The organism is Dyadobacter sp. CY356 (assembly GCF_021440195.1).
Taxonomy (GTDB): domain Bacteria; phylum Bacteroidota; class Bacteroidia; order Cytophagales; family Spirosomataceae; genus Dyadobacter.
The window spans coordinates 772,994-790,424 of the sequence record NZ_JAJTSZ010000001.1 but is presented as its reverse complement, the minus strand read 5'-3'; the positions used below and the strand labels follow the sequence as shown (position 1 = coordinate 790,424).

The 17,431-nt window shown below is 39.9% G+C and carries 14 protein-coding genes; 6 read left to right on the top strand and 8 right to left on the bottom strand.

What is annotated here, in order from left to right:
* Positions 1-3: 3 nt before the first annotated feature.
* The gene (locus tag LXL81_RS03365; RefSeq protein ID WP_234645289.1) at positions 4-1,929 is read left to right on the top strand and encodes an ATP-binding protein; all 1,926 of its coding nucleotides are present in this window, start codon (positions 4-6) and stop codon (positions 1,927-1,929) included.
* On the top strand, positions 1,926-3,602 hold the full coding sequence (locus LXL81_RS03360) for a WG repeat-containing protein (protein WP_234645288.1): 1,677 nt from the start codon (positions 1,926-1,928) through the stop codon (positions 3,600-3,602). The genes LXL81_RS03365 and LXL81_RS03360 overlap by 4 nt, the downstream gene beginning before the upstream one ends.
* Positions 3,603-3,951: 349 nt before the next feature.
* Here the strand turns inward: LXL81_RS03360 and LXL81_RS03355 are convergent, their stop codons facing one another.
* From LXL81_RS03355 to LXL81_RS03335, 5 genes are all read right to left on the bottom strand, one after another.
* Positions 3,952-4,842, bottom strand: coding sequence for an SDR family oxidoreductase (locus LXL81_RS03355; protein ID WP_234645287.1), 891 nt, complete (start codon positions 4,840-4,842; stop codon positions 3,952-3,954).
* A gap of 80 nt (positions 4,843-4,922) precedes the next feature.
* Entirely contained in the window at positions 4,923-5,783 is an 861-nt protein-coding gene (locus tag LXL81_RS03350; protein WP_234645286.1) for a helix-turn-helix domain-containing protein, read from the bottom strand.
* A gap of 282 nt (positions 5,784-6,065) precedes the next feature.
* On the bottom strand, positions 6,066-6,551 hold the full coding sequence (locus tag LXL81_RS03345; protein ID WP_234645285.1) for a hypothetical protein: 486 nt from the start codon (positions 6,549-6,551) through the stop codon (positions 6,066-6,068).
* 750 nt (positions 6,552-7,301) lie between these two features.
* Positions 7,302-8,498: a sensor histidine kinase gene (locus LXL81_RS03340; RefSeq protein ID WP_234645284.1), complete on the bottom strand. Its 1,197-nt coding sequence runs from the start codon at positions 8,496-8,498 to the stop codon at positions 7,302-7,304.
* 10 nt (positions 8,499-8,508) lie between these two features.
* Positions 8,509-9,273 (bottom strand): LytTR family DNA-binding domain-containing protein, encoded by a 765-nt coding sequence (locus LXL81_RS03335; protein WP_234645283.1) that lies wholly within the window; start codon positions 9,271-9,273, stop codon positions 8,509-8,511.
* Between the two features lie 269 nt (positions 9,274-9,542).
* Here LXL81_RS03335 and LXL81_RS03330 point away from each other — a divergent pair, with 269 nt between their 5' ends.
* A complete protein-coding gene (locus LXL81_RS03330; RefSeq protein WP_234645282.1) occupies positions 9,543-9,716 on the top strand; it encodes a hypothetical protein in 174 nt (57 codons plus the stop codon).
* A gap of 289 nt (positions 9,717-10,005) precedes the next feature.
* Here the strand turns inward: LXL81_RS03330 and LXL81_RS03325 are convergent, their stop codons facing one another.
* Both LXL81_RS03325 and LXL81_RS03320 read right to left on the bottom strand, forming a co-directional pair.
* On the bottom strand, positions 10,006-10,650 hold the full coding sequence (locus LXL81_RS03325) for a hypothetical protein (protein ID WP_234645281.1): 645 nt from the start codon (positions 10,648-10,650) through the stop codon (positions 10,006-10,008).
* A gap of 705 nt (positions 10,651-11,355) precedes the next feature.
* Positions 11,356-12,549 carry an acetylxylan esterase gene (locus LXL81_RS03320; RefSeq protein ID WP_234645280.1) on the bottom strand — a complete coding sequence of 398 codons (1,194 nt, stop codon included), beginning with the start codon at positions 12,547-12,549 and terminating at the stop codon, positions 11,356-11,358.
* A gap of 442 nt (positions 12,550-12,991) precedes the next feature.
* Here LXL81_RS03320 and LXL81_RS03315 point away from each other — a divergent pair, with 442 nt between their 5' ends.
* On the top strand, positions 12,992-13,672 hold the full coding sequence (locus LXL81_RS03315) for a Crp/Fnr family transcriptional regulator (protein ID WP_234645279.1): 681 nt from the start codon (positions 12,992-12,994) through the stop codon (positions 13,670-13,672).
* An 18-nt stretch (positions 13,673-13,690) separates the two neighbouring features.
* Here LXL81_RS03315 and LXL81_RS03310 read toward each other — a convergent pair whose 3' ends face one another.
* Positions 13,691-15,118 carry an amidase gene (locus tag LXL81_RS03310; protein WP_234645278.1) on the bottom strand — a complete coding sequence of 476 codons (1,428 nt, stop codon included), beginning with the start codon at positions 15,116-15,118 and terminating at the stop codon, positions 13,691-13,693.
* 405 nt (positions 15,119-15,523) lie between these two features.
* Between LXL81_RS03310 and LXL81_RS03305 the strand changes: the two genes are divergently transcribed.
* Together LXL81_RS03305 and LXL81_RS03300 are read left to right on the top strand one after the other, a co-directional pair.
* A complete protein-coding gene (locus tag LXL81_RS03305; RefSeq protein WP_234645277.1) occupies positions 15,524-16,501 on the top strand; it encodes an aldo/keto reductase in 978 nt (325 codons plus the stop codon).
* 10 nt (positions 16,502-16,511) lie between these two features.
* Positions 16,512-17,426: an AraC family transcriptional regulator gene (locus LXL81_RS03300; RefSeq protein WP_234645276.1), complete on the top strand. Its 915-nt coding sequence runs from the start codon at positions 16,512-16,514 to the stop codon at positions 17,424-17,426.
* Positions 17,427-17,431: the final 5 nt, after the last annotated feature.

Below are 17,431 nucleotides of genomic sequence, written 5' to 3'. Positions count from 1 at the left end.
GTCATGGCCGATAGTCCGTTTAAACTTTTTGAACCTTACAATTCTGCTGACAAGGATATTTTCTTTGGGAGGGACGCGGAAATTTATGCGTTATACAATTTGCTTCAGCAAACACGTCTGATACTTTTTTATGGTGCGTCCGGGACCGGCAAAACCAGTATAATCAATGCCGGTTTGCCAAAAGTTTTCAAGTTGACAGACTGGTCGAGAATATCAGTGCGCCGGAAAGATAATATTAACAAATCCTTCCGGTCTGAACTACGGCGCCTTTTAGGACAGGATGAAATTTCAAGTCTGAGTTCTGCAATCAACGATATTTATGAAAACCGCTGGATACCGATTTACCTCGTGTTTGATCAGTTTGAGGAAATCTTTACGTTGGGTGACCATAACGAAAGACTGGACTTTTTCAAAGACATTCAAACATTACTTACCTTATCAATACCCTGCAAAATAATCCTCTCCATGCGGGAAGAATATATTGGCCATTTGTATGAATACGAGCAATTTGTACCGCTTTTATTTGACAAGCGTTTCCGGGTAGAACCTATGAAAGATGAAACTACCCGCTCGGTGATCATGGAAATGAGTGAGTCAGCAGATATTGCATTGGAAAATGGCCAGGACACAGCCCGAAATATACTGATGCAAGTCAAGGAAGGGACGCAAGCCGCACATCTGCCCTACCTCCAGATTTATCTTCACTATTTATATGTACAAGAATGTAAAACCGGAACATCAAAAAAAATCACCTTTACCGAAAACGGAATTTTAACCGTTGGCAGGCTGGGTAATGTATTGAGGCTTTTCATCGAATCCATGCTGGAAAAGGCGAGAGTCGAATTTGTGGCTATGGGTCTTCCTGATGATTTTGCGTCAGGCTTGCTTGACGAGTTTGCCACAGACGAAGGTACCAAGCAATCCAGGAAAATATCTGAACTGGTGGCAAGTCTCGACGTTGATGAAGGGAAAATGAGAAAGGCACTCATTTTCTTTTCCGATTCTAACTTGCTTCGTCCGGACGAAGACGATGTGTCTCGTTACGAACCTGTTCATGATGTAGTTGCTAAGCAGATCAACGAACTCAGGTCTTCTGAAAGCAAGGAATTTAAGGCGTTTTTAAGATCATTCCAGAGCGATTATGGCCGCTGGGTATCAGAAAAAATGTCAGAAACACGGTTTTTGACAGAAAGTGATATAGCAAAAGCGAATATCTACTGTGCAAGACTGGAAAAAATACCCGATTATGAGAGCCACTGGAAAAGTTATGTGGAAGCAAGTACCAGATACAATCAGGAAAAACTGAGCAAGGCACAAAGAGAAGCGATTGAAAAAGAGGAACGGAACCGGGAACTGAGTGCTGCTTTGGATATTGCCAGAGATGAGAAAAATAAAGCGAACAGAAGTAAACTCCGGGCCAATATAATATCTATTGCCACAATATTCTGCTGTATTCTTGCGGTGACCTTTTATAATCGCGCAGAAAGTCAAAAAGATATCGCTGTTAAGGAGCGTGAAAAATCGGATAATTTGCGAAAAGAGGCCGAAAAAAGTAAAGCGATAATCACTGCTCAAAGGGACACGGCCCGACGTCTGGAAATAAAAGCCACTGAGGCTCTGGAACAAAAAAAGAATGCCATTATAGCACTTAGGATAAGTAATACAGAGAAGGAAACTGCAAACAAAAGGGTTATTGCCGCACTTAAAGAAACAAAAACAGAATTAACAGCCAAAAAACGGGCTATGGGCCAAAGAGACAGTATTGAGGTAAAAAAATACATCTCCGCAGCACAGCGCATGCATAAGATTCAGAAATACGAGATGGAAGTGGCTATCTTAAAAAAGGGTCTTGGCAAGCTCAACAATCATCCCGAACTGCTGGACAGTCTTAAATCATTGGAAAGGCAAATTCAATTTCTTCAACCATGAAAAAAATCCTTTTTTTGTGCCTGATACTTTTGGGAGGCCGGGCAAATGGTCAAAATATTAAAAAACCAGCCATTGCAACGGAGCCCGACCGTTCCTGCGAAAATCTTTTGACTTCGGCCAAACAATCTCTGGCCAAGGAAGAGCTTACACAGGCCCGGGATTACTGCGAAGCAGGGTTGTTAATCTGTGAAGATCTGGTAGGCAGTTTTCAGTTAGTATTAAAGCAGGTAAATGCTAGGATTGATTCCCAAAAAATTGAAGTTTCAAAAGCATACGAATCAGTCCGGATTCTGGCAGAAACAAACAAAAATTTAATTGAAGCATTTTACTTTTACAACGGCAGGATCGCCTTGGCATTTAATACAGGCCGTTATGGATTTGTCAATAAAAAAGGAGAAACGCTGATCGATTATAAATATACGTCTGCCATTCCTTTTGGCCAAAAATATGGCTATGCAATTGTAAAAAAGCAAGAGCAGGGCCCGGAATACCTGCTGGACACTACCAAAACAGAATACAAGTTAACCAGGAACGTTAACGCACTATCAGATACTTCGGTAACCGCTGGGATAGCTTCGATCAGGACTAAAAAAGAAAGACTGGCTATCCTCAACGCAAAACAATTAAAAATTCTGTTTATTGAAGATGCCCGGGGCGTTAATCAGACTTTGCTCCGGCGACTAATTCAGGGATTAAAATATATGCCAAAACTGGTTGCCCTTGGACTTTCAAATACCGGACTTACCTCAACACCAAAGGATCTGTTCGCAATACCCAATCTATTGACACTTGACCTTTCTAATAACAAACTTGGAAAATCACATGACCTGTTTGAGGGCGATTCGCTTCAAAAAAGTTGTTTGATAAAATTAGATTTATCAAATAATGAGCTCGACAGCATCCCCAGACGTATCGAATTGTTAACAGAACTCAGATATCTTAATTTGCTCGGAAATAATATTCCCAGAAAAAAAATCAAGCTCATTCAAACCTGGCTGCCAAATTGTACTATTTTATATAAAGACTATTATGAAGAACCTCAGAATATTTTGGCTAAAATAAAAGCCAATCCCAAGATGAGTATAGACTCGACAATAGCATTATACAAAAGACTAACAACACTGTTAAAATTATATCATCGGGAAGTTCCGTCTGAAGATGGAATTAAAACCAGCCTCTATCAAAACAAAGCAATTTTGGCATGGTGGCAGAGCAGAAAGGGCACCAAAAGTCAACAAAATGTAAATTCGCCAAATTATGATTCCCTTGCATATTATCAGGCAACGTTAAGAGACAGCCTGCTTGTGTTCAATGATTCTCTCCCCAATGACAGAATTATACTCTTCCATCTTGCGCAATGTTATGGGAACCTGGGATATTATTCGCTGATACTTAACAGGTATGAAGAATCCGAGATGAGCTGCCGCCGAGGGTTGGAACTATATCCGTCACAAACTTTTATAAAACTAAATCTTGCTCATTCCCTACTCTGGCAAGGCAAATTTATCGAAGCAAAACGAACCTATCAGGAATTTCTCGTCAGCAATGCAGCTTGCCTAGGTACGCTTCAGGATTTTGAGGAATTGAAAAAAGCCAGGGTCCCTATGCATCCGGATGTTCCAAAGATTGAGGCTATGATCAGCCAGCTGGATTTTCCGATAACGAATAAGTAGGAAAATTATACTCTATAATCCCTCGCTAAAAAAGATAATCTTAATTTTTCTCATACCCTGCGATTACTAACAACTCCATAAAATGCAGGCATGCATTCCGGGAAAAGCTGGTAAACCTCATCAGGATTAACAACTAAGCCTAAGATAAGAAACCTGGTGCTGCAAATGTCTGTTACCATATCCGGTCAAGCCGTGGGTGATATCAGAAAAAAATGAATTATATGATGAGGAATGTCGATATCTAAATTAACCACCAAACCGTAACATACTTCTGCTTACATGGTTACGTGGGCAATTTCGCAAAGGACACAATTTTAAGGAAAAATAATATATTCCTGGTTCTTGCGAATCAAGCCCCTGATTTACTGGCAGCTTCCACTTCTTTGCGCATGGCATTTTTCATGGCCCTGTCCATCATTCGTTCTGGTAGTAAAGAGAGGAAATACGTCTGAACAGCATGTGGCCAATAGGGCATCACACTTTTTTTGCCACAGCCGACTATGCCTAAAACTTTTCTGGCAAAAACCTGGCTGGATGGCCTCAAAAAACTGACCGGTTTGGAATTGGATCCGGTATGGACACTGCCCGTCAGTATTGATATGGTTTCAACATCCCCCAATTCTACCGACAGTGACTTGGAGAATGCGTCATTGTAAGCCTTCGTCGCCGCATAAACGGCCAGGTATGGTGGTGGATGAATTCCGGCATAAGAAGATATATTCAGGATAAGTGCCGGCCCGGAAAGGTAGGGAAGCAGAATGTTGGTTAAATGTGTAGGGAAAAGAATATTCACATTGACGGTCGAGTCAATTTCAGCCGTTGAAAATTCCGGGAACGCTTTGATCGGTCCGACACCAACGTTATTGACCAGCACCCTGATTGGAAGCTTTTGAAGTGCGGAGATATCGGTTGGGTTGTTAATGCTACTATCATGTATGATAAAACGAACTTGTAATGCCGGATTGATTTCCAACACTTCCCTGGATACTGATAGCAGTTTATCTGCACTCCTGCCATGCAGTACCAGATTAAATCCTTTATCAGCCAGCTCCAAAGCGATGGCTTTACCTATTCCATCCGTAGCACCCGTGACAACTGCGTAGGCACCACTGGTTCTATATTTCATGATGGAAGAAGGCCGTATGTAAGTGTAGACGAATTTAAAAAAAAGATAAAATCCGCGGGTCAGGGCCGCCAGCCCGACGACGATTACAATATTACCTAATGTGATTTGATACATATTTGCCTTGCGTTGTTACAAATGCAAAACAACAGTACAGCCGGACTCGGACAAATGGCAAAACGGGTGTAAGCGATGGACTATTCGCGGTACTTCTGTCTAAAAGACATCGGAGACATGCCTGCTCCTTTTGTAAAGAAGCGTGAAAAATAATGATGATCTTCAAAGCCAAGCATTGCAGAAATCTGTTTTACTGAACAATCCGTATAAAACAAAACCCGTTTGGCCTCAATGACAACTTGCTGCCGTATCCAATAGCTTGCCGGAAAGCCTGTAACCAATTTCACTGCCTCGTTCAGATATGAAGTTGAGATATTCATTAATCCCGCATATCCCGAAGGCATCCGCTCGGTTTTGTATGATTGAGATAAAAGTCTTTTGAACTGCCTGGCAATAACAACCGTACGAAGATGGCTGCCATGCGTGGAATCCTCAACACTGTCAAAAGCACAGGCAATCATTCCTATACAAGTGTCTGTAAAAGAGCGGCCAATTTCGGCCTGAAGGTTGCCCCTTGCAGACCTTAATGAAATATCCATTAGCAATTCAATACTCTTTTCCAATAAAAGTGCATCATCCTCATTGAGGTTAACACTACCTTTTATAGGGACTTTTTCTTCAAAAATGGATTGCAGCGAATCTTTTATTAATGCTGCCTCAATGGCAATGAACAATGCGTCAACATTAAATGCCGATATACCTTGATGGACCTGGCCGGGAAGTATGCAAAGCACTGAGCGGCCGTTTAGCGTTATCTCGTTAAAATCAACCATGATACGGCTCTTTCCCAGAAGCTGGAAGACAAATACGTAATGGTCATCACGGTGTACAGCTTTTAAAAGCATATCCTGATCATCTGTCTGTTGGTACCTTGTAATGCTAAGGCCTTTCCGGGTGATTTCTTCCAGGAATAGAATCGGAATGTCTTTTTGCAGCTTCATAATCATTTAATAAACAGACTGCAAGGTAGGAAGGGAAAATGGTTTGATTGATCCCAAATATTCCTTAAGCTCGATTTTGTTAGTAAGCTCACTCCGGCTATTCCATTCCCGATTCTGACTTCCACTAAAAAAATAAAATAATAGGAAAAGAGATTTTTTTACCAAGACCCAACGCTGGCCTTGTAAACTTTAATCGAAACTGCGTTTAAGATCATAGCAGAAAATAGCTTTGGGGTAAAATAATGTTATCCCACCGTGTAGGTAATATTTAAGCACTATTGACTACTTTTTAGCCATAAACGACACCTTTAAATCGGGGCTACCAGTATTTTGAAGTTGAGTAGCAATCAAAATATTATCTCCTGCAACTTCCAGCGTCCATTCCCCTCCCATTATTTTACTATAAGCTTCTAACTGTTCACTCCAAACCAAGTCAGAACCTACTCCTAATGTCAGCCGATAGGTTTTCTTCTCTAAATCGTATAAGTAGCTCAAAGAACCATTAACGTTATTTAGAGAAAATCCACCAGCACAGAGCTCACTACCTTTTCCCTCGTCAGTAAATTTGCAAGTATTCCATTTTAGAGAACCTGAATTAAAAATAAAATCAAGAGAATCCGAGTCTGGCCCTTCCATTTTAAATGAAGTAATTGTCCAGTTAGCTTGTATTTTTTCAAATAGCGCATTAACCATTTTTTCGTCTGCACTATCTTTTTGGCAGGAAAGTATACTGGTTAATATTATAGCAATAAGTATTGTTTTATACATAGATTCAGATGTGGTTCAGACTGCATTGTTTAGAAACGCAAATTATAACTATTCAACAAATAACTAAATGTAGATCGACTATTATGCTCAATCCATGGGATGAACTTTTTGGATTCAGTCCAATCCTCAGATAAAGAAATTTCCTCAGTAATGGTTCCATAAATTCCAGCGACGCGACCAGAACTTGAATTATTTTCAGGTTTTTGTTTAAAGTTCAAAGAATAACGAGCAAATTGTGTCCAGCGGATTTTTAGATCTGTGAGGGAACTTCCGGATTATTACAACCGGTTATTACTGCCCTACTAAGAAATAAGTTACAACAAGAAATGTAATTCTTTTCATGGTTTTTAAATTAACTGTTAGAGGTGATTTACTTAACAAATTTGTAAACTTATAGATCCGCCGCTATTTTGGTGCTTCAAATGCTAATTATTTTGATTGTAGTTTGTTGTGCACATAGTAGTGGTTTGTGTGGTTGGAAAATCCGTTTCCGTAGTCTTTCCCTGACCTTTTAAAATATGTGGAGGTGTTAAATTGGCTATACGGGTAATACGTAAAACTAACCTGCTGCGTAAAAAACTATTCGACTCCATAATTCCACTCAGCCATTATTTAATATTGTCCGTTAAACCTTTCCGAAGGTAATTTAATAGAGACTGGTGCAGGAATGTTTTAGTCGGAATGCAGATATGTGTCGACCAATTTTACACTGGCTTCGACTAATAAAACCAGATATTTGAGATGATTGGATTAAAGAAGTTGTAGAGTCAGACGGAGCTCTACGCTGAAGGATGTTTCATCCTGATCAATCCGGATATTATGCCGATTCGGATAAATAAGATTAAGCCTGGAAATTATATTTTTAATTCCAAGCCCACCCGAATTTTGAAGGGGCATAACACTATTCGCGTCCAGAGGAATACTGTTTATAATGGAAAAGAAAAGATCATCAGACTCCATAGTAAGCATAATCTTGACATAACCATTTTTTCCGGAACGATTCACGCCATGCTTAAATGCATTCTCTATAAAAGATATTAAAAGCAGTGGTGCGATTCCATGCGATTCAAGATCACCTGAAACAGAAAAGTCAATTTGTACCTGATCGGATTTCCTGGATTTTTCAAGCGCCAGATAATTTTGAATATAGTTGATCTCATCTTTAAGCTTAACGATCTCTTTCCGACTTTCATAGAGGCTATATCGCATGAGCTCGGCCAGCTTGAATACCAGATCCGCCGCCCTCTCATCAGTGTCAAAAGTCAACATATAAATGCTATTCAATATGTTGAATAAAAAATGCGGATTTATCTGCGATTTAAGAAAGTTAACCTCAAGCTCCATATTATTAATCTGGAGTTGATTTCCTTTTTCTCTAAGTGATAGTATATCCCGCTCAAGACGAAGCTGGTCCATATCCTTCCGAAGGGCTTCTGTCCGCAAACGAATAATATCCCGCATAATCTTGATCGCGACTAACGGAGTTACATAAAATAAACTCCAGCCATAAATTTCATATGCGATCATTAAATTGGTAAAGCAACCGAACAGACCGCCAGGTTCTAAATACTGCTTCCAGAATCTTGTTACAAATAAAGAACCCTGTCCTTTCTCTGCATCGGATATTGTAACCAGATACCTAAATTCTATATAATTTGTTAGGTGAATAACAAAATATATTACCAAAAGCCAAAAAATAAGATTGATATATTTATTCTTGTAGAGAAACCGCGGAAAAACAAAGTAACCCAAAAAGTAAAAAACAAAAAGCGATTGAGCTATAACAACCGCTGATGCGATGTATATAACCTTTGCATTGTCATTTGTCAACGGGCCAACTGAAAGGAAGCGAATAACCGCAGCCATCAAAAGCCAGACAAGGACGTGCAAAAAAACACGGGTATACCTTTTTTTTCCTTTCAAAAATGCATCAAACCTTCCTGCCATAAATGCTCACTCAAATCCAGTTTTTTTGAAATGCCATTTTAATCCTGTCCCGATAGGTGACGCCGACAGGAATAAATGTCCCGTTTTTTAGCGTTACACCGTGGCCCTCAATCATATTTATATAGGAGATATTAACAATAAAAGATCTGTTAACCCGAATAAAACTGGTTTCTGGTAGTACCTCTTCGATACGCGTCATTGTTACATGCACCACAGAAATCTGTTTTAAACGATGAATTTTAAGATAGTCTTTCATACCTTCAACATACAGGATGTCACTTAAATCCAACCGGATCTGCTTTCCATCTTCCCGAACAAAAATAAAGTCCAGGTCAATGCTTTTTTGATGCGGCTGCCCCGCAAGACCATCTTTTTTAGCAGGAATATTGCGGCTAATAGTTTGAACTTCTGATTTTCTGTTAGATTCTGCATCAGCCTTACTGACAGCGCGCATAAATCGTTCAAATGAGACTGGTTTTAGAAGATAATCTGACACCTGTTGCTCAAATCCTTCCAGTGCGTAGGATGGATCAGCGGTAATCATAATTACAGATGGCCTTTGTTGAGGAAGCATTTTTAAAAAATCAAGGCCGTTTAATTCAGGCATGTCAATGTCAAGAAAAATTAGATCAGGTTTCAATTTCCTGACCTTGAACAATCCCTCCAAACCATCACCACAACAACCCAAACTTTCAAGAAAAGGAATTTTCTTTATATATTTTTCGATTAGCTCCTGAGCCATCGGCTCATCATCTATAATTAAACATCTAAGCATTCTGATGGATATAACGTCGTTTCATGCAGCCAATAGCTCTTATGGTTACAAATTAACATGATTGACGGCCAGTTATTGGCAAAGAGTTAATTTAATTTTCAAATTATAATAAGCATTTGATTAAAACTCTTGATCGGCAAATAATTCAATCACATTTAAAGAGTAATAATATCCGTCATATATTATAAAGTTTAAAATAATGGAATATATCCATTATTTGGAAATATTCCATTATTTTTGATTTTTATACATCAACAACATAAGAACATATGAAAGAAATTTATTACATGATTGTCGGGCCGCAAATGGTTTGGATATGGTATTACGATGCAGAACGAGGAAAGAATCTACGTGAAATATTGGGTTATGAAGCAATCCGATTCACTGAAAATATTCCGGATAATGCAAAGCGTGTTGATAGCTCATACGTACTGCTAAGCTGAATGCCTAAATACCGGATACTGATTTTACTTTCAATCTCTTATATGTATCCGACTGAGACCTTCTGGCTTAAACAAAGATTTACTGATTTAGGAAATTAAATTTTTCGGTTACAAAAAAACCGTACACGGACTTCGTGACGGTTTTCTATTAAATTAAGTTTTTATTTGTTTTATGAAATGATGAATTACATTTCCAGTTCACCAACCCGCAGTTCCTTTTGTATTTTTTTAGTTAAGCGATTAAATGCCTGAAAAATAGCACGAACACTATCAGAAATTTACTTAGCTTTTAAAATCGTTTTCCAATTGTAACTGCAAAGGCTGGAAAAATCACGTCACCGTTGGTGTCCATTTGAAAGCCTGCTGTTGCACCAACCAATATATTCTTTTTAAAAGTATATCTTGCAAAAAGCTGCAACAATGCCCCTGCCGCGAGGGTACGTTGGGGGTCTGTGTTTCTTAATATTCTTACAGGCAAGGGATAACCCGTGAGAGCAGGAAAAAGAATTTCTCTGTCGTCTGACAATGAAGATGATTGGTAGCGGGTCAAAATCCCTAATTTTATGCCGAAATCTGCTTGTTTTGTCCGAACAAAATGATAGCCGAGTTTACCAGCCAATTGGATTCCAGCTGTGGTATATCTGTAGGACATATCCTGTTGTGGCTGATTATCTAATGTTACTAATAACTGATCAGAGCCGTCATGAATACTCGTTGCAAATTCAGTAGACCAGGACAGCTTTGGCCGAAAATGTTTCTCATACTCAAAACCAACTATAACTCCGTAGATATCACCAGTGCCCGCCTTACCTATACCGATATTTGTGCTTAGGATACGAGCAGGCAGTGAATAGACGCTTTGCCCAAACAAGCTTCCAGAGAAACCCAGTAATAAACCCGATAGAATTATACTTTTCATTTTCTTTGGCTCCATATTTCCAACCTGAGGTTTGATAAATGTTACTATGGAATCAAATTTTGACAGTAGAAAGGTACTTGAAACTTAACCCGTCGTCTGTTTAAACATTCCCCAAAGAAATATTGCTGGCTTTGGGGTCTGTCTAAACAGATAACTTCACAACTTAATCAAGAGATGGCTAATAAAAATAAGTTTCTTTAGTTACATTTTATAAGTGAGAAATATTTAATGATATTTTGACACCAGTTTAGATATATGATGCTCTACTCTGAATAAAAAAATCTTGTTCAGTATGGCATTAGAAAATTGGTTCTCACAGATACAGGTATATAACTTCTTATAAAAAAATTAGATATGGAATCGCTTTTTGCCAATTTTACCTACTGCCTTTTAAACCGTGCCGAAGGTAGATTAATAATAATGCGCAGTGATAAGTTTTAGCTGAATCAACAAATTATGTCGACTAATTAACCCAAGCCTTCGACTAATAAAATTGGGAGCTCCTACCTTTTTATCAATTGCGTTGACATCATTATACCGCCTTTCCATTAGACTGATCCGCTATATTTATTGCTAATGCTTGAACATCGGCAAATCCCGCGGCTTCAATAGGTATATACCAGAGTAAAATATTCCCTTAAAAGTGCACCTGTATCCTACTCACCATCAATATTTTACCATAAATCAGGGCACTATGGATCATTATGGATTAGCGACTCTTTAATTACCGTAATATACGTTGGCAAACCGGACAAACTGCTTCCAATCATAAAAGGTCAGGTCATGTTGTCCGGTTCGATTATGATAACCCAGAGGAGGTTGAAGAAGCGGCGTATCCAACGCAGGAGCTGTTTGTGGCAATGTGGACGTTTCACCATATAATGCAAAAACCGGCGCTGCCTTTTTTAAACTTAAATAACTTCCTGTTGGATCTGCCCATAAATCCTCAGAAGCATTTGTCGTGTAGACCGGCCGGGGGGCAATCAGTGAGATAAGCATATGCTGATCAACGGGCAACGCGTTAACATTGTCGTTATATTTTTTGTAATTATTGTTAAACCAGTGTGGAAAAGTAATGTTGATTCTGGCGACCGTTTCTCCAAAATTTCTTCTGGAAATCGCAGCACCAGTATTACCGGAGCAATTGGAAAAACACATGGCAAAACGCTTATCCTGTGCTGCGGCCCAAAGTGCAGCTTTGCCACCCCGCGAGTGACCGACCACGCTTATTTTGTTAGCAGCCAGATCCCGGTCTATCTGGAAGTAATCCATTACACGGCTTGCAGCCCAGGCCCAAGATCCAATTGCTTTCATGCCGTTATCGGCAGCAGCGAGCTCGGGATATATTCGTAAAACTCCATTCTTGTAAGTCTGGACATTGTCCGGAGCTGCATCGCTGTAATGAAAAGCAGCCATTGCATAGCCACTTTCAATAACCTGTTCAGCCGGCCAAAAGCCACTGATCGTGTCACGGGAAGCAAGGGTATTTCTTGTACTTCGGTTGTTGATCAGCAAAAATACCGGAACAGGCCCGATTGTTTTTTGGGGGACAAACATAACAACATTGATCTTAACTGATTCAGATCTTTGCGTGACCTTGATTTCCACTTCTTTGAGGATTGCCTTTCCTTCCATAGCGCTGGAATCCAGTCGGGTAATCCGGTATTCTATTTTGTCATATCCGGATGGCATTTTCCCATAAACATACTCTTCAAAAAGCGAAAGAATCTCGGGTCTGCGAATAGTTTCCCATTCTTTGACGGTCCGGACCTTCTGATCGTTACTGGATTTAAGTACATCAGGAAGAATAAAAGACCGCACCTTACTTTCATCATAATTCTGCGCAAGTGAAGGTAAAATTTCAGCAAATACAAATAGTAATATAAGCGGTAAAATTGATTTTTTAGAAATCATTTTATTTTGGATTATTGTTGAAATTCATGATAACTATTAAGCACCTCACTACATAAACGCATAAAAAAGTCAGATTTCAGGATGAACTACTATTTGCGTCAACCGATCAAAGCGGGCACAAAACAAATAAAGCCTGCAAATAATTGATTAACAGGCTTTAAATATTGAACAATTCGTAGTTGTGGAGAATATGGGATTTGACACATACACATATATCATTGACAATCAGCATGCTAAATCATAAAAATCTACTCACCTATTTCCACACCTTAATTTAAATTCTATTTATTTGATTCAACAGTTTGGATGCAGCTGAATCAGAGAATGTGCAATGAGAAGTTAAATTCATCGTTGTTTTAACGTCCTTTGGCACAGTCGTCTTATAAAAATCAGGAAGCGCAGATCTGAGTGCCGGATTGTCCAGTAATTTTTTCAATCGTACATGTCAACCGGCAAAAACCTTATATTGCGAACTGGAAATAAAGAAATTATATGGCAGGTTCGATTTGATATGTTTGAAGTTTTCGAAAAATACATTCGCAAACACATTGAGATTTCAGATCAGGATCTGGAACTCATACGGGCGGCTTGTGCTGAACGAAAATTGCGCAAATGGCAGTCGATTTTGCATGAGGGTGAAGTGTGGCGTTATAACTGTTTTATTGCAGGTGGATGTTGCAGGCTATACCGGTTTGACAAAAACGGAACGGATCACACGCTCAGGTTTGCTATCGAAAACTGGTGGATTACCGACCAGGAAAGTTATAATCGCGAGACTGCTTCCGAATATAACATCGAGGCATTGGCTGCAAGTACTGTCATCCTTTGGACTAAAGCTGAATGGCTTGAATTACTTCAGACCATTCCTGCACTCAGACTCTTTTATGAAAAACTTACCGAAAGGGCATATGAGGCAAGCCAGCGACGAATTTACTATCTGATCAGTTATTCTGCCACTGAAAAATACCTCGAATTTGAAAAGACCTATCCCAGCGTCTTTAACAGCGTGCCGTTACATATGGTAGCATCTTACCTGGGCATATCCAGAGAAACATTGAGCCGGATCAGAAGGGATTTTACCAAAGACATTAAGAACCTTCCGGACAACCCGAAAGGTTCTTAAAGTCAGCAGGCTTGTCAATCAGGGTATGGGGTGAAGATTGCGAACCTGGCTCATGCTCTCCAGTAGTAAAGCAACATGCAGAATCGTCGATTCGGCCATCCAGCTTCCGACAATCTGGACAGCAATAGGCAATCCGTCCTTGCTTGTACCAAAACGCATGGCAATGCCCGGCAAGCCCGTTACGTTTAGTGGCACGGTGGCTCCCTGAAGATAAGTTGCGTCCATTTCTTGTCCGTTAATCACAAATTGTTCGACGCCGTGCTTATGCGCCGGTATAGGTAGTACCGGAGTAAGCAATACGTCATATTTTTGAAAATATCCTGCAAAACCATCGCGCAGTCGTTCTGCTGCCTGTTCAGCATCAATGAAATCCTTGATGGAAGTGTCAGGTAAAGACAGCATTGTTTTGGCCATTTTATAAATCTCATCTTCGCTATGACCAGCCACTGCTTCCCTGAATGCTTCCTTCATTTCCATTACATGCAACCGGTTGAACACATCAAGCGCAAAGTCTCGTTCCAAAGCTGGGATGCGCACTGGTTGTACGATTAAGCCCAATTCTTTTAGTGAAGCAGCAGCAGCTTCCACAGTGGCTGCGACTTCGGGATCGACCGGACCAAAACCAGGTTCGACCAGCCAGCCAACCCTTAATGCCCGATTCGGGGCAGCTCCCCTCCCGGCGTCAAACCTGGCTGTGCTTGTGGCAAAAGCATCAAAACCATCCGGGCCGGAAAGAATTGAAAAGGCAAGTTCAAGATCACGGATACTGCGGGCCATTGGGCCAACATGCCAGAAACGACGCGGAACGCGAGGCCAAATTCCGGTCATTGGGACACTGCCGTGGGTTGCTTTGAGCGAGACGATGCCAGTCTGAGCGGCCGGTCCCCGGACCGAAATAGCCAGGTCGGTACCCAGACCCAACGGAGACATCCCCGACGCGATTGCGGCTGATTCGCCACCACTCGACCCTCCCGGCGTACGGGTGAGATCCCAGGGATTGTTTGAACGGCCACTGAGCAAATTATCACTTTCAATCCAGTAGGAAAATTCCGGAAGATTCGTCTTTGCGAGTAAAATACCGCCAGCTTTTTTCAGGCGCGCGACGCTGGTTGCGTCTGCGTTTGGAATGCGTCCTTTGAAAATGGGCGATCCACGTTGAGTCAACACGTTTGCCGTGTCAATTGAATCCTTAACGGTGAACGGGACACCATGCAAAGGACCAAGTTCGTCCCCTCTTTGTAGCGCTTTATCTGCTGCTTTGGCCGCTTCAAGCGCTTTTTCTGCAACCGTCACAATTGCATTAATGTCGGGATTCAGTGCCTCAATTCGATCCAGGTGCGCCTTCATCACTTCAACCGCAGACAATTCCTTTGTACGGATCATCTTAGCCAGACCACTTGCATCCTGATAATAAAGCGGTTCTATGGTAGTGTTTTCTGTTTTCATATTGTATCATTTTTAATCCATCCGATGACCAAAGCATTTGATCATTGTCGGAACAAAAGTAGATAGCAATAGCAAGCCGAAACGAAGTCATATGGCACAATCTCACGTTGACATTTGTCACGGTTTTTACCCAAAAACAGGAAAACCGGTGAGTGAACAATCACGCCCGCAGATTTGAGTTACTTGCACCAGTATAAAAATTATGAAAATTGAGAAACAATACTTTTTTGAGCATTAATCATTTTCAAATCGTTGGATAAAGGTAGCAGACTGATTTATTGTGTTTAATAAACGTTTGAAAATCTGACTACAACAATTACCAATTCGACTACTTTTTACAGAACGACAATCAGGAATTTTGTAATTCAATTAAAGTCAGTTGTAGAAACAATTCAAAAAAGAATTATGCAAAAAAGAAAATTAGGAAATAGCGGATTGGAAGTTTCCGCATTGGGCTTCGGCTGTATGGGTTTAAACTTTTTGGATGGTAAAGGTCTTGATAAAAATGAGGCCATAACACTGTTACGCAACGCTGTTGAAAGAGGCATCACATTTTTTGATACCGCAGAAGCCTACGGACCTTATACCAACGAAGAAATTGTTGGCGAGGCATTACAGCCTTACAGAAAAAATGTTGTGATCGCCACAAAATTTGGTTGTAAAGATGCCAGTCCGGCAGTAGGTTTAGACAGCAGACCTGAAACTATCAGAGCCGTAACCGAAGCATCTTTAAAAAGATTAAAAACAGATTATATTGATCTGCTTTATCAGCACAGAGTTGACCCTGATGTTCCGATTGAAGATGTTGCGGGAACAGTAAAAGACCTGATACAAGAGGGTAAAGTGAAATATTTCGGTTTATCGGAAGCAAGTGCTGCAACCATTCGAAAAGCACATTCAATTCAACCGGTATCAGCATTACAAAGCGAATACTCTTTGTTTTGGCGTGAGCCGGAAAATGAAATCATACCAACTTTGGAAGAGTTAGGAATTGGTTTCGTACCGTTCAGTCCTTTGGGCAAAGGCTTCCTCACAGGTATAATAAATAAAAAATTAGAGGATGTCGACCGCAGAAATATTATTCCTCGTTTCAGCGAAGAAAATATAAAGGCCAATCTGGTTTTAGTAGACGCACTTTCTGAGATTGCGAAACAAAAAGAAATTACGACCTCACAATTAGCATTAGCCTGGCTCTTAGCTCAAAAGCCCTGGGTAGCACCGATTCCAGGGACCACAAAATTGCATCGTTTAGAGGAAAACATCGGCAGTACAAATATTGTATTAACAGCTGATGAAATTACAAAAATTGACACAACAGTAAATGGAATAACACTTGTGGGCGACCGCTATCCCGATTTTTTAGAAAAACAAATAGACAGATAAGATCAAAAATATGCAACGACAATCTGACATAAATCATATCAAAAGTATATCGCAACTTGTGCGGGTATTGGGACTTCCTGCTCCATTGCACCCGTTGGTTGCACTGGTTGATTACAATAATGTTTCGATTGAAATGTTTCCAAAAGGGCAAAAAACAAGTTTGGATTTTTACAAAATTTCTTTTAAGCCTACATTCATAGGACAAATAAAATATGGACAAGGATATTACGACTTCGAAGAAGGGGGATTAGCATTTTTGAAGCCGAAACAAATCGTTTATCCACCGGAAGATATAGAAAGCTACGAAGGTATCGCACTGTACTTTCATGCGGACTTTCTACGAAATTATCCATTAGGAAACACAATAAATCAATACGGCTTTTTCTATTACGATGTTTCAGAAGCATTATTTTTATCGGCTAAAGAAAAAGAAATTATAGCCAGTTTATTTGTCTCAATTGCAAATGAATTACACAACAATATTGACAGTTTCAGCCAGGATGTTTTGGTGTCGCAAATAGAATTGTTATTGAATTACAGCAATCGTTTTTATAATAGACAATTTATTACGAGAAAAGCAATCAATCACGACATCATAACTTCTTTGGACAAACTTTTAAATAGCTATTTTGAAGAAGAAAACACGCTAAAAAACGGTTTGCCATCCGTGAAATATATCAGCACAGAATTAAAGCTATCGCAACGCTATTTGAGTGATATGTTGAGTTCATTAACGGGACTGAATACGCAACAATACATTCAGAATGCAATCATTGAAAAAGCCAAACAAAAATTATCAACGACAAATCTATCCGTTTCGGAAATTGCTTATGAATTGGGCTTTGAACATCCACAATCATTTAGCAAACTTTTTAAGACAAGGACAAACGTTTCGCCTTTGGAGTTCAGACAATCTTTTAATTAAAGGAC